A 13,827-nucleotide genomic window follows, 5' to 3' on the forward strand; every position below is an offset into this window, starting at 1 on the left:
GCGGGATCGAGGATCAGGACAACCTGGAAATCGTGAACGATCTGGCCAGGGCCATGGGGGCCGACGTCTCCTGCTCCCGTCCCATCGTGGACGCCAAATGGCTGGAAAAATCCCGTCAGGTCGGCACTTCCGGCCAGACCGTCAGCCCCAAGGTCTATCTGGCCTGCGGCATCAGCGGCTCGTTCCAGCATATGGGCGGCATCAAGGGCGCCCCTTTCATCGTCGCCGTCAACAAGAATCCCAAGGCTCCCATCTTTCAGGTGGCCGACGTAGGCATCGTGGCCGACATCCTCGAATTCCTTCCCGAGCTGACGGAGGCCGTCGAGAAAAACAGGTAGCCGGTAATCGTTCCGGATCGCATCGTCAGGCAAGCCCGTCGGGACGCCGGGTTCAGAAAGAACGATACGGGGTCTCAGGCGCTATCATTATGTGTTCGTTGCCTGGACGATGCGAGGCCCCTCAAGGTATGGGGTGCCTGTCTGTGCAATGATCAATTCAACTTGTAAAGGATCGGTGGCGGTAGTGAAGGTCAAAAAAATGGATCATATTTGCATTGCGGTCAAGGATCTGAGGGCGGCCTGTAAGATCTGGGAGCCCTTTTTGGGAAAAGAAAAGCCGGACGACCTATACCTGGATGAAGCGGAGAAGATCCGGGTCGCCCGCTATTGGATTGGAGAGGTGGGATTCGAATTGATGGAATCCACCAGTCCCGACGGAGACGTCGCCAGGTTCATCGAGAAGCGCGGTGAGGGCGTCATGGTCATCGGTTTCAACGTGGACAACACGCGGGATGCCGTAAAGACTCTTCAGCACCGGGGCTACCCCCTGATACCCGATGCCCGGGGCGTGGTTGTGCGTCCTTTCAGGGATTGTGAATATGCGTTTGTTCATCCCGGAAAACTCAACGGCGTCCTGGCGGAGGTGATCGACTACCAATGGAACGAACTGAAATGAAAATTGAAAACATATGTGTTGTCGGCGCCGGCCTTATGGGCGGCGGCATCGCCCAGGTGTTTGCGCAATCCGGCATGACGGTGACGCTTCATGACGAAAACGGCGACGCCTTGGAGAAGGCCCGGAGGAATATCGACTGGTCGGTGGGGAAGCTCATCGAGAAGGGGCGGCTCAAGGCGGCAAAGAAAACCATTCTGGAACGGATCCGTTATACGAAGGATCTGGAGACGGCTTCATCCGCAGAGCTGGTGATTGAGGCGGTTTTCGAGAATCTGGAACTCAAACGGACCCTTTTTCAGCGTCTCGACGAGGTCTGTCCCTCAGACACCTTCCTCGCCAGCAATACGTCCTCCCTGCCCATCACCGAGCTTGCCGCCGCCACGAGGCGTCCGGAAAAGGTATTGGGACTTCATTTCTTCAGTCCGGTGCCGATGATGCAGGCGGTGGAAGTGGTGAGGGGCCTGAGCACTTCGGAGGCGGTTATGGCGATGGGCGTTGCCGTGGTCGAGAGATTGGGTAAAACACCCATCCGGGTGGAAAGCGACATTCCCGGTTTTCTGCTCAACCGGATCAACCTGGTAAGCTATGTGGAGGCGATCCGTCTCCTTGAACAGGGCGTTGCCACTGCCGAAGACGTTGACAGGGGTGTCCGGTCGGCCTTCGGGCGGCCCATGGGGCCTTTTGAAACCGGCGATATGGTGGGGCTCGACGTCTCTTATCACGCCCTGACGTCGATTTATCGGGAGAGCCGCGATGACCGGTATTACCCTCCCCAACTCCTGAGGCGAAAGGTCAGGGCGGGCCACCTGGGTCGAAAAAGTGGGCAGGGATGGTACGCCTACGACGAAAACGGGAATCGACGATAGGGCGTTCCTTGTCCGCACCGGTTCTTGAACACCGAAAGTTGACTTGAGAGATAACACCATGACAGACTTCAAAATCGATCTGAGAGACCTCTTTTTCATCCTCAAGGAACAGCTGGGTTACAGCCGGCTGTGCCGCCTGGACGCATTTAAGGACCTGAATGAGAGAACGCTTGATCTTCTTGTCAACGAAGCCGTCCGTTTCGCGAAGGGTGTTCTTGATCCATTGAACGCCGTCTCGGACGCGGAGGCGCTTTTGTATGAAAAAGGCGAGGTGCGCTGTCCTGTGGCTTTCAAGAAGGCTTTCCGGCAATGCGGTGATGACGGCTGGATCGCCGCGGTGGGCGATCCGGCCTATGGCGGGCAGGGGTTTCCGCTCATGATGCGGATCGTGATCAACGAAATGATGTACGGCGCCTGCCAGTCCTTCAACAGTGCTCCCAGCTTGACATTCGGAGCTGCCCGCCTCATCCACAGCTTCGGCACCCGGGCGCTCAAGGAAAGATTTGTTCCAAAAATGTTTGACGGCACCTGGAGCGGCACGATGTGCCTGACTGAACCGGGTGCCGGGTCCGATCTGGGCGCTCTCGAAACCGCGGCGACACCGGAGGGTGATCATTTTTACATCAAAGGCTCGAAAATTTTTATCTCCTGGGGAGAGCACGATCTCACCGATAATATTATTCACCTGGTATTGGCCAGGATTGACGGGGCACCGTCAGGAACCCGGGGGATCTCTCTTTTTGTGGTGCCGAAGGTGCGCGTCGAACCGGACGGTATGTTGGGAGAGCCGAATGATGTGGTCTGCACCGGGATTGAACACAAGTGCGGCCTCCATGCATCCCCCACCGCAGCCCTCACTTTCGGCGGGCGTGACGGTTGCATCGGTTATCTCTGCGGCGAGGAAAACAAGGGGTTGGCGCACATGTTTCAGATGATGAACGGTGCTCGCATCAATACCGCCGTCAGCGGGATGACCCTGGCCGGAACTGCCTATCGGAATGCCCTGGCCTATACCAGAGCCCGGGTCCAGGGCCGGGATATTGCCGGACGAACGGCGGAAGACGTCGCCATTATCCGTCATCCGGACGTGCGACGCATGCTCTTGTGGATGAAGGCGGCTGTGGACGGTATGCGTTCCATGATTTACACCGTCGCCTTTTGGGAGGATTTGGCGAAAGGACTCAATCCCGGTCCCGAAAAAACGCGTTGTCAGGATCTGCTGGACTTCATGACGCCCATCCTGAAGGCGTACTGTTCCGATACGGGGTTCAGGGTATGCGAAGTGGCCATGCAGTGCCTTGGCGGTTACGGCTATTGCCGTGATTATCCCATCGAACGCTACCTCCGTGATGCTAAAATCATGTCCTTGTACGAAGGGACCAATGGGATCCAGTCCATGGACCTGATGGGCCGGAAATTGAGCCTCAGGAATGGGGCTTGTCTGAAAGCCTATCAAGACGAGATCGATACATTCTGCGCGGCGCGCCGGGAGCATCCGGTCCTGAAAGAGGGGGTGCGGCAACTCCATGAAACCGCCGGCATGCTCTGGGTATGTGCCGAAGAGATGAAACGCCGGATGAAAGCCGATCCGCTCCAGTGGGCATCCTACACTTACCCCGCGCTGATGGCCTTTGGGGAAGTGACCATGGCCTGGCGGCTCCTCGATATGGCCGTGATTGCAGCAGATCGGGTCGGAGCAGAAGACGGTTCCGATGATTTTCATCGCGGAAAGCTTTGCCAGGCGATCTGGTTCGTGGACACCACATTGCCCCACACCCAGGCGAGAATAAGAACCTGCCTGAGGACGGGTCGTGAAATTGTCGACATGCCGGACAATGCTTTCTAGAACCGGCCTTGCCGTTTAAATCGTAACAATTTAAAATATATGGTGAATCCGTTTAAGATTGATTTGGGGCTGCATTATGGCCGGCGTGATGCTTCAGACCTGACGGCGGTGTGGTAGGCTGCCGTCGCCTCATCAATCAACACCTGCTCGCGGCCGGTGTAGCGCGGGGAAAAATGAAACAGGGTGAACTGCCGGGCACCGGCCTCACCTGCCAGGGCACCGGCCCGATGCGCCGTCAGGTGATGCTTCCTTTCCGCCATCTCCCGGTCCTCAGCCAGAAAAGCCGATTCAATGAAGAGTTGGTCGGCATCGAGGGCGAGCCGACGGATCTTTTCCCGATTGGCCGGCGTATCGGCGGCGTCGGTGACATAGGCGATTTTCTGGCCGGGGGTGATGCGCGCGATATCGGCGGAGAGTTCTCCCAGCGGATATCTGCGTATCTCAGAGTCCTTGCCGAGGGGGACGGCGATTTCCATAGCCGGGCTGCGTCCTTCGAAAAGCGCTTTTTTGAAAAGACCTATCCATGGGCCGACGGGCAGCCCCAGCGCCGTCAACCGGTCCTTCATGATGTTGACGTGAAAGCGCTCCGTCAGGGCAAAACCGAGACAGGGAATATCATGATCAAGGATTTCAGACGATACCGAAAGAGACGGTTCCGCAAGAAGTTTTCCTGAAAAGGGGACAGTCCGCGGGGGAGATTTCAGAAGAAAGCGGTCCCTGCAGTGATAGGTCTGCGTGTGGATCCTGGATGGTGTGACCTCGGAGACATTCAGGACAAAGCGGTTTTCATAGTTTTGAACGAGATTCCACGTATACCCGGCCAATTTGCCCTCAACATTTCGGTGAATCCCGGCGGGACCGTAAATGTGGACTGTTTTGTCCCGGCCGAGACATATACGCAGCAGACGATCAAATCCGATAAAATGGTCGATATGGGTATGGGATACGAAGATGTGGGATATTTTCAGAACGTCGCGGCCGTCCAGGGATTGGATGTCCCCGATATCGAATAGAAACGCTCGCTTATCGAAAACGAAGGGAACAAAGAGACCGGGATCGCCAAAAGGGCCGTTCATGAGCCGGGGATGAAAGGAAGGACGCATGGTCCGGCGTGAGAGATGAGGAAACTTCAGGGGATAAATTTCTTGACCTGCTGGTTGATACAGGCATAGATTTCGTCATCCGAGCCGTAAATGTCGACGGTGTCCTTGTGGTCAATCAGTTTCTCGATCACGAAAGCCGTGAGGTACAGGCTGACGATGTGCGGTTGGGCAACGATCTTCCGAAACGGCGCCACTTCGTAGTCCACATCGAAGTCTTCTGCATAGCTCAACGTCTCCAACGCCTTGTGAACCTGCTCTTCAAGCCCGTTTTTATTGGTGGTTTCAACCAGTTTGCTCTCGATAAGTTTCATGGCTACCTGGTTGCTCAACGGATCGATGTGTTCTCGAATGCTGTTGATAGCCATGCGGCGGGCCCGTTCCTTTGAAGATTCAATTTTAGACAGGATCGAAGACTCGCGCGTGCTGGGGCGGAATACCTTTGCCATGAGATGTTCCCTTCTTTAACCTTCTGGAAAACTTATAAAAAATTATAAGATAATCATGTTGGTCACCGGATTTCAGGCCAACATCCTATCCATTGTGTGCTTGTTTTCGCCGCCCGATAGCATGATCTGAAACGTCATTATGGTTTGACATGATTCGCTAAGGCCGGTCCACATAGAATAATACTGCCATTTCCTTACAGATTGCAAGAAAAATGTTCAGCTTTCCTTGACCAGAATCTGAGGTGTTTGTTTTCCGTTCCACCGGTTCCATCGCAGATGATAGGCGATCTTTTCAAAGGATTCCGGACGCTCGGACGGATCTATATTGAACTGGATGGCCTCCACGACGGTTCCGACGGGATTCCCGGCCTGGATCAGGGTCATTTTACGGTGCTGTTTTCCCACGATCCTGTGAGCGACCACACGAACGTCCGACGTCATGAAGAGTGGTTCGGGGTTGCCTTCTCCAAAAGGGGTCAGCCTTTCGAGTTCATTGAGAAGGGTGCCGGTGATGTCTTCAAAATCGAGTTTGCAGTCAATGGCGAGGGATCGTGAAAAGTTGTCGACATGGCCGGTTTCCGAAACGACGCGGTCGAACTTATCCTCGAATCGTCTGATGTTTTCCCGCTGGATCCGGAGTCCCGCCGCCATGGGGTGACCACCGAAAGCCTTGAGGTGGGCGGCGCACTGCTTCAGACAGGCGTGGAGGTTGATGCCGGGGATGCTTCTTCCGGATCCTTTTCCTATGGAAGTGCGCGTGGAGATGAGGACGACCGGCCTGAAAAAGCGGTCCACCAATTTGGATGCGACGATACCTAGAATGCCCTCGTGCCAGTTGGAATGGGCCATCACAATGCTGCGCCGATCGAGGATGTGGGGGTGTTTTTCGATGTATGCCGTCACCTGGTCGAGAATTTCCTTTTCCGCCTCCTGTCTCTTCTTGTTCATTCGATTGAGCTGCAGGGCCATCTGGTCTGCCGTCTCGTCGCTTCCGGCGGTGAGCAGCTCAACCGCCAGACCGGCATGTCCCATTCGGCCGGCGGCGTTGAGCCTGGGGCCAAGGCGGAAAGCGATGTCATCCGTGTCGACCGGACGATCCTTGATGCCCGACATCCTGACGAGGGCGCGAAGGCCCGATCGATGCCCTTGATTGATCACATCAAGTCCGGTTCTGGACAAGATTCTGTTCTCTTTTATCATCGGGACCATATCCGCTACCGTTCCGAGGGCCACGAGATCGCAGAATCGCTTCAGATTGGGTTCTGGTCGGCAGCCCCAGAAATCGATATCCCGGAGGTGTTTGCGCAAGTGGATCAAAAGGGAAAAGACCACGCCGACGCCGGCAAGGTGATCGCATCCGCCGCCGCAGTCCCGCCGCCTGGGGTTGACCACCGCAACCGCGGGGGGCAGCGCCTCTATGGTGTGATGGTCGGTAATGACGACATCGATGCCGCTGTCGAGTGCGGCCTGAACTGCGTCATGGCGGCTCGATCCGCAGTCCACGGTGACGATGAGGTCCACCTCCGCCGGCAGAGCGACGCCGAAGACATGATCCTCTTGAAAATCATATCCTTCACGGGTTCGATGGGGAATGTAATAAATGACATCCGCTCCGGCGTATCTCAGAAATTCCAGAAGCAGTGTAACTGCCGTCACGCCGTCCACATCGTAGTCCCCGAAAATCAGAATCTTTTCCCTGTTGGAAACGGCTCGGGCGATGCGCCGGACCGCTGTGTCCATATCCACGATGCAGGACGGCGGGTGGAAGTCCTTCAACGAGGCCTCAAGAAAGTTCACGGCCTCACATCCGGTCAGAATGTTCCGGTTGACGAGAACGGCGGCGATGACCGGGCTGCAACCGAGGTCCGTCTGCAGCGTCTTGACCGCTATAGGGTCGGGGTGTTTGAGTAACCATTCCGTTTTCATGACGGGCCACATTAGCCTATCGACAAAAAATGGACAACCCCAAATCCAGGATGGAGCGACACCTTCCTCGCGGCTCGGCACCGGAGGACAGGGGCAACTTTTCTGTTGAATACAAAGCGAATATAGTGCTACCCTTTACATTGGAAGGAGAGGGATATATTTTTGGAAACAATAAAGAAATTCATTCGTGTTGACCGAAGGGAGATTGCATTTCTCAAATTCGTCCTGGAAGCCTGCGAAGGCATCGCCACGATGCGGACCATCGATGGGCCGTCGGGGACGATACTTTTCTCTATATCTCCGGGGTGTGAACATGAAGCGGACAGGGTGCTGCGTGATCTGGAAAGAGAGATCATGATGGAGTCCGTGGTGCCTGGAAAAGAGTATATCAGAAGATCTCATGAATACTAAGCAACTTTTTATCCAGACCATCGGGTGTCAGATGAATGTCTATGACTCCGAGCAGATCGTTTCGTTGTTGAAACCCTTGGGGTACGTTTCAACCGATGCATTGGACAGGGCGGATCTGGTCGTCCTGAACACCTGTGCCATTCGTGAAAAGGCGGTGCAGAAGGCGTTCAGCTTTCTGGGACGTCTTGCGGAACTCAAACGAAAAAATCCCCGGATGATCATCGCTGTCGGTGGCTGCGTGGCACAGCAGGAAGGGCGAAGCATGCTGAAGCGGGCGCCTATCCTGGACATCGTTTTCGGCACCCAGGCCGTCGGGCGACTTCCCGGCATGATCCGCCGCGTGGAGGCCCGTCGGTGTCGCATCATCGACGTGGCGGTGACGGACGGTGTCGAAGAGTTTGACATTCCCGATGCCGATCGAGAGCGGGAGGGGGCCTCCCGATTTGTCACGATCATGCAGGGATGCGATAATTTCTGTACCTACTGTGTCGTCCCTTATGTAAGGGGACGGGAGTTCAGTCGCCGCCCAGGTCGGATCCTGTGCGAGATCGAAGCCCTGGTGGACGCCGGCGTCCGGGAGGTGACCCTTTTGGGTCAGAATGTCAACAGCTACGGAAAAAAAGAGGGTCTCATACCCTTCGAGGCGCTTCTCGCCCGGATCAACGCCGTCGACGGCCTCCATCGCATCCGCTTCACCACCTCCCATCCCAAGGACCTGTCCCCGGGGCTCATGTCCGCGTTCGCCGATCTTGAAAAGCTCTGCGCCCATATTCATCTTCCGGTGCAGTCGGGATCAAATGCAGTACTGAATCGAATGCACCGACGGTATACGCGGGAGGATTACCTCGAAAAGGTCCGGCGATTGAGAGAACTCCGTCCGGATATTGCCGTTACGTCGGATATCATCGTAGGGTTTCCCGGGGAGTCACGGGCCGACTTCGAGGCGACGCTCGACCTGGTTCGGGAAATCGAATTTGACGGACTCTTCGCCTTCATGTACTCCGACCGGCCCAATGCCCCGGCGGCTCGGTTTCCCGACAAGGTGACGGAGGACGAGAAGAAGGATCGCCTTCAGGAACTTCTCAGTCTTCAGGAGCGGTATACGTTCTTGAAAAACCGGGCTTTGGTGGGGACGGACCAGGAAATCCTGGTGGACGGTCCGAGCAAACGGCAAAGCGGGCAGGACGGCGAGCCGCCGGCTTTTCGGACGGCGCTAACCGACAACGACACCGATGCCTGCGCGATTCACTCTGGTGCGATCCAATGGAGCGGCCGAACTTTCGGCAACAAGATCATCCATTTTACGGAGACAGACAACGCGCCGGATTTTACAAGAGACCTGACGGGGGAACGAATTCTCATTCGCGTCGAGGACGCTTTTTGCCATTCTCTTCGGGGACGACCGACATCCCGCGTTGGGCACAGCCTGAAAGGAGAAGATTGTCATGCTGCATAAAGTGAGTATCGCAGGGCTGACCATGGACCCGACATCCAATACGCCGATCATCATTTTGAAGTCGGACGAGGATGAGCAGACCATACCGATCTGGATCGGATTACTGGAAGCCACATCTATCGTTTCGGCACTCCAAAACATCAAGTTTGAACGACCCATGACCCATGACCTGCTCAAGAATTTTTTCGACAGGATGAATATCCGGGTATCCAAGATCGAGGTCTGCGATCTCAAGGAGAACACTTTTTATGCCCGGATTTACCTTATCGGGGATGACGCGACAGCCTTCGACATGGACGCCCGCCCCAGTGATGCCATTGCCATTGCCGTCAGGACCGGCGCACCGATTTTTGTGGATGAGAAGGTAATCGAAAAATCAGCTGTGCCCGCCGGTCAGGTTGAAGTGGTCGATGAAAGCGAAGAGGGTAAGAAGTGGGCCGATTACCTGGAGAAGCTGTCGCCTGAGGATTTCGGAAAATACAAGGTATAAACCCCGTCGCCGCCTGTTAGCCGACGACGGTCCGGTTCCATGAACAGTGCGGCCCTAATCTGTAGTTTCTTTATCCGGCTGACGGTTCATGAGCGTCCTTTGAAAATCGATGACCTGTCGTAAAATGGTATCCAGATCCGTGACCGGTTGGAAACCGATCCGGTCCTGAATTTTCCTGATGCTCGGCACCCGCCGCTGCATATCTTCGAAATCCTTGGCATAGGCCTTTTCGTAGGGAATCAGTTGGATGCTGGAGCGGGATTCCGTAGCCTGAATAATCCGTTCGGCCAAATCCAGAATCGTGATTTCCTCTGTTCCGCCGATGTTGAACACCTCTCCCGCGGCGTCGTCACAAGCCATCAGAGCCGATAAACCATCCACCACATCCTTGACGAAGGTAAAGGTTCGCGTCTGCATGCCGTCTCCGTAAACTGTCAATGGCTCATGATTCAGGGCTTGACAGACAAGGCGCGGGATGACCATTCCATATGCGCCGGTCTGACGGGGGCCGACAGTGTTGAAGAGTCGGGTGATGATGGCCTCGAGTCCGTTTGTACGGAAATAGGCAAGCGCCGTGAATTCGTCCATGAGTTTGGAGGCGGCATAGCTCCACCGGAATTTGCTCGATGGACCGTAGATGATATTGTCGGTCTCCACCAGCGGTGCGTGAAGATGCTTGCCGTAGACCTCCGACGAGGATGTAATGAGAACGCGTTTCTTGAATTTTGCACAGAGTTCAAGAACCTTTTCGGTTCCGGCCACGTTGATTCTGATGGACTTGAGCGGGTTTTTCAGGATATACTGAACACCTACGGCGGCCGCGAGATGGAAAACAACGTCACAGGTTCCCGTCAACTCCAGCATGGTGTCGTGATTCAGGATGGTGTCGATATGAACGAACAATCGATGTCCGTACCGCGGATGTCTTCGCAGCGGTTCGATGTTCGACAGCGCCCCGGTGGAGAGATCGTCGATGACATAGACCTCATCTCCCCTTTCAAGATAGGTTTCCGCCAGATGGGATCCGATAAACCCCGCACCGCCCGTAATAAGAACCCGCATAGTCATAGCTCCTTGATTAATGGTGACCCGTACCCTATGGTGTGGATTTCAGTGAATAAATCCTTAATAAATGGCGGGGTTGGGTCTCCGATTGCCGACGAATCGACGTCTGCCGGCGTTGCCGCATTACCCGAAAAATACTATATTCTGGGAGGTAGAATCAAGCACGGTTGATCGTGTCATCGGATCACCGTGCTCGAGGACGCGTACTACTTATATAAAAAATAGAACTGAAGCAATCATAAAACCCCGGATGTTCAGAAATGGAACTCGAAAATAAGGGCTTGGCTTCCTATCTCGATCGCATGAGGGCTTCCGATGGCGCCGCTATCCGCTATGGCGTCTGGCGCTCCGATAGGGGGGTTGCAAGAGGCACGGTGGTCCTGCTTTCCGGCCGAAACGAATTCCTGGAAAAATATGCCGAAACCATTGGCGACCTGTGTGCGAGGGGCTGGGATGTCTTCAGCCTCGACTGGCGGGGGCAGGGGCTTTCGACGCGCATGCTTCCGAACCGGCAGAAGGGCTATATTATGGATTATGAGTTCTATATCGGCGACCTCGGCCGTTTCCTCCGAAAAGTGGTATACCCCAATGCCGTGCCTCCGGTGACGGGCTTGGCCTTTTCCATGGGAGCCCACATTCTGCTGAGATACATCGCCCGTCATGCCGAAGGTTTCAGCAGGGTGGCACTGATTTCGCCTATGATCGATATCAACACCGGCCTCTTTCCCGTCACCCTTGCCAGACAATGGACCCGTTTGGCTGTCCGTTCCGGTGGTGCCGGCGTCTATGCCCCGGGGCAGGGAGATTACCGCCCGCCCACTCCTTCATCCTTTTTCGGGAATCCTCTGACTGCCGATGCCGAACGGTACAAAAGACCCCACCGTATAATTGCCCGAAATCCGGATCTTGCCTTGGGAGGCGTAACCTACGGATGGCTGCGGGCGACCTTCGACTCCATCGACAGGATGGCGGCCCCGGGATTCGCCGCATCGATCTCGACCCCGATCCTGATCGTGTCGTCGGGGGACGACCGCGTGGTGTCTGTTTCGGCCCAGGTGTCCCTGCATCGCGCCTTGCCGCGTTGCCGGTTTGTTTTGATTCCCGGCGCTCGTCATGAACTCCTGATGGAGCAGGATCGATTCCGCGCGGTCTTCTGGCGCGCATTTGACGGATTCATGTCCGACTTATCGGTCGAGCGGCGCTGGGTCGGCCGTCGTCATTCGGCTCCGATGGCATCAAGGGCCTCCCAGCGTTCGTAGGCTGTGTCGATGGCCTTCTCCAATGCCGTCAGGCGCGATTTCGCGGCGCCGACGGCGGCTCCCGAGCCTTTGTAAAAGGCGGGATCGGCCATCTGGTCGTGAAGGGTTGCCTGTTCCGCTTCCAGGGCTTCGATGGCTTGGGGAAGTGCCTCCAGTTCGAGACGTTCCTTGTAGGTGAGTTTTTTGGGACGCTCCCGGCGGGGTTTGGCGGATTTGGGTTTGGGAAACGCCTTCTCGTCGGGTGTCGGGGCAGGGCGCTGAGCAACCCAGTCGTCATATCCGCCGACATATTCGGTAACGCGTCCATCGCCTTCGAACACCAGCGTCCCGGTCGCCACATGGTTTAGAAAAGCCCGGTCGTGGCTGACCAGCAGCACCGTGCCGTCATAGCTCAGGAGAAGCGATTCGAGCAGTTCGAGCGTTTCCAGATCCAGGTCGTTGGTGGGCTCGTCCAGCACCAGGACGTTGGCCGGTTTGGTGAAGAGCCTGGCCAGCAACAAGCGGTTTTTTTCACCTCCCGACAGAATGGATACGGGACTTCTGGCCCTATCCGGGGAGAAGAGAAAATCCCTGAGATAACCGATGACGTGCATGGGGGCGCCGCCGATGATGACCTGGTCGCCGCTCTCAACGACATTTTCCTGAACCGTCCGGTTTTCATCCAACTGATCCCTCAACTGGTCGAAATAGGCCGTCTCGAGATGGGTGCCGTGGCGGACAGAACCGGTTTTCGGAACTATTTTCCCCAAAAGGATGTTGAGCAGGGTGGTCTTCCCGGCGCCGTTGGGGCCGATAATGCCCAACTTGTCGCCGCGGGTGATCGTAAGGGACAGATCTCGAATGATCGGCCCCTCGCCCCAGTCGTGGTTGATATGCTCGGCTTCAATGACGAGTTTTCCGGTTCGTCGTGCCTCCTGGGCCATCAGTTTGACCGATCCGAACCGCTCCCGCCATGCACGCCGCTCTTCCCGCATGCGGAGAAGCGCGCGAACCCGCCCTTCGTTGCGTGTCCGTCGTGCTTTCAGCCCCTGTCGAATCCAGGCTTCCTCACGATCGAGCTTTTTCTCGAACTGTTGGCGCTGATCGGCTTCCACCGAAAGAGCGACCGCCTTCCGTTCCAGGTAGGTGGCGTAGTTGCAGCCCCAGTTGATCAGACGGCCTCGGTCCAGTTCAATAATTCGAGTGGCCAGATTTTGCAGAAATGTCCGGTCATGGGTCACGAAAAGAAGGGTTGTGACGTATCGGCGGACAAATTCCTCCAGCCAGGCGATGGCGTCCATGTCGAGATGGTTGGTGGGTTCGTCCAGCAGAAGGATGTCGGGTTCTGCGGCCAGCGCTCTGGCCAGAAGCGCTCTTCGCTTGAGTCCTGCCGAGAGGTTCTCGAACGCCGCATCGGACGGGAGGTCCATGCGGGATAGGATCGTCTTCGCCGCCAAGGCGTTCTCCCATTCCCGTCGGCCGTCGGTCGCGCCGGTTTGTTCCATGCCGCCTTGAGCGACATCGAGAACCGTTCCGACGATATTCACGGGTACGGTCTGACCGAGAAGGGCGACCCGACAACCCTGCCGAAGCTGAATTTCTCCGGCATCGGGCCGGATATCCCCGTTGATCAAACGGATAAGGGTCGACTTGCCGGAACCGTTTCTGCCCAGCAGGCAAACCCGTTCACCCTTGTCGATCTGAAGGTCGACGTCCTCAAGGAGGGGGTGGCCGCCATATCCCAAATAGAGATTCCTTATATTTAATATATTCATAAAGTTGTTGAGATTTCCCCGAAGTTTTGGTGCAGGAAGATAGCGTGTCTATGGAGAGGTGTTCGTGTTGTCGTTTTTCATGTGAAACGACTCATCTTTTAACCTGAATCAGTTGTTTCCGCAACGTTTTTGTTAAAACCGCGTTCAGTGCCGACCCACAGCCGTTGGTGCTTGAAAATCCCCGCCGTTTCTGATAGAGAATGCGAACTTACCGGGCCGGCGTTGGTTATATTCGGCCGACAGCATCCATA

Annotated in this window: 13 protein-coding genes; 8 read left to right on the forward strand and 5 right to left on the reverse strand. The window is 55.9% G+C overall.

All coding sequences use genetic code 11. The annotated features are described in order from the left end of the window. From AB7S84_RS00005 to AB7S84_RS00020, 4 genes are all read left to right on the forward strand, one after another. A partial coding sequence (locus AB7S84_RS00005) for an electron transfer flavoprotein subunit alpha/FixB family protein (protein WP_428152585.1) occupies positions 1-338 on the forward strand: 338 nt, incomplete at its 5' end. 184 nt (positions 339-522) lie between these two features. Then, a complete protein-coding gene (locus tag AB7S84_RS00010) occupies positions 523-954 on the forward strand; it encodes a VOC family protein (RefSeq protein ID WP_040413835.1) in 432 nt (143 codons plus the stop codon). Beyond that, positions 951-1,820 (forward strand): 3-hydroxyacyl-CoA dehydrogenase family protein, encoded by an 870-nt coding sequence (locus AB7S84_RS00015; protein WP_040413831.1) that lies wholly within the window; start codon positions 951-953, stop codon positions 1,818-1,820. The genes AB7S84_RS00010 and AB7S84_RS00015 overlap by 4 nt, the downstream gene beginning before the upstream one ends. Positions 1,821-1,878: 58 nt before the next feature. After that, entirely contained in the window at positions 1,879-3,666 is a 1,788-nt protein-coding gene (locus AB7S84_RS00020; RefSeq protein WP_020875240.1) for an acyl-CoA dehydrogenase, read from the forward strand. Between the two features lie 74 nt (positions 3,667-3,740). On the opposite strand, the gene AB7S84_RS00025 is transcribed toward AB7S84_RS00020, so the two are convergent. From AB7S84_RS00025 to recJ, 3 genes are all read right to left on the reverse strand, one after another. Continuing rightward, complete coding sequence (locus AB7S84_RS00025) at positions 3,741-4,769, reverse strand: ribonuclease Z (protein WP_020875239.1); 1,029 nt, start codon at positions 4,767-4,769, stop codon at positions 3,741-3,743. Between the two features lie 26 nt (positions 4,770-4,795). After that, complete coding sequence (locus tag AB7S84_RS00030) at positions 4,796-5,134, reverse strand: hypothetical protein (protein WP_327078312.1); 339 nt, start codon at positions 5,132-5,134, stop codon at positions 4,796-4,798. 297 nt (positions 5,135-5,431) lie between these two features. After that, entirely contained in the window at positions 5,432-7,141 is a 1,710-nt protein-coding gene (recJ, locus tag AB7S84_RS00035; RefSeq protein ID WP_428152591.1) for a single-stranded-DNA-specific exonuclease RecJ, read from the reverse strand. Between the two features lie 162 nt (positions 7,142-7,303). Here recJ and AB7S84_RS00040 point away from each other — a divergent pair, with 162 nt between their 5' ends. From AB7S84_RS00040 to AB7S84_RS00050, 3 genes are read left to right on the forward strand one after another with little or no spacing between them, the layout of a single operon-like run. Then, positions 7,304-7,552, forward strand: a complete 249-nt coding sequence (locus tag AB7S84_RS00040) for a DUF4911 domain-containing protein (RefSeq protein WP_020875236.1) — start codon at positions 7,304-7,306, stop codon at positions 7,550-7,552. Then, positions 7,542-9,008 (forward strand): tRNA (N6-isopentenyl adenosine(37)-C2)-methylthiotransferase MiaB, encoded by a 1,467-nt coding sequence (gene miaB, locus AB7S84_RS00045; protein WP_020875235.1) that lies wholly within the window; start codon positions 7,542-7,544, stop codon positions 9,006-9,008. Before AB7S84_RS00040 ends, miaB begins: the two co-directional genes overlap by 11 nt. Beyond that, positions 8,998-9,498 carry a bifunctional nuclease family protein gene (locus AB7S84_RS00050; protein ID WP_020875234.1) on the forward strand — a complete coding sequence of 167 codons (501 nt, stop codon included), beginning with the start codon at positions 8,998-9,000 and terminating at the stop codon, positions 9,496-9,498. The genes miaB and AB7S84_RS00050 overlap by 11 nt, the downstream gene beginning before the upstream one ends. Positions 9,499-9,552: 54 nt before the next feature. Here AB7S84_RS00050 and AB7S84_RS00055 read toward each other — a convergent pair whose 3' ends face one another. After that, complete coding sequence (locus AB7S84_RS00055; protein WP_020875233.1) at positions 9,553-10,560, reverse strand: GDP-mannose 4,6-dehydratase; 1,008 nt, start codon at positions 10,558-10,560, stop codon at positions 9,553-9,555. A 263-nt stretch (positions 10,561-10,823) separates the two neighbouring features. Between AB7S84_RS00055 and AB7S84_RS00060 the strand changes: the two genes are divergently transcribed. Further along, entirely contained in the window at positions 10,824-11,822 is a 999-nt protein-coding gene (locus AB7S84_RS00060; protein WP_020875232.1) for an alpha/beta fold hydrolase, read from the forward strand. Here AB7S84_RS00060 and AB7S84_RS00065 read toward each other — a convergent pair. Continuing rightward, positions 11,780-13,546: an ATP-binding cassette domain-containing protein gene (locus AB7S84_RS00065; RefSeq protein WP_020875231.1), complete on the reverse strand. Its 1,767-nt coding sequence runs from the start codon at positions 13,544-13,546 to the stop codon at positions 11,780-11,782. The two genes, AB7S84_RS00060 and AB7S84_RS00065, sit on opposite strands and share 43 nt — an antisense overlap. Positions 13,547-13,827: the final 281 nt, after the last annotated feature.

The sequence above is a fragment of the Desulfococcus sp. genome, from assembly GCF_050178255.1.
In the GTDB taxonomy this organism is placed as follows: Bacteria; Desulfobacterota; Desulfobacteria; order Desulfobacterales; family Desulfococcaceae; genus Desulfococcus; species Desulfococcus multivorans.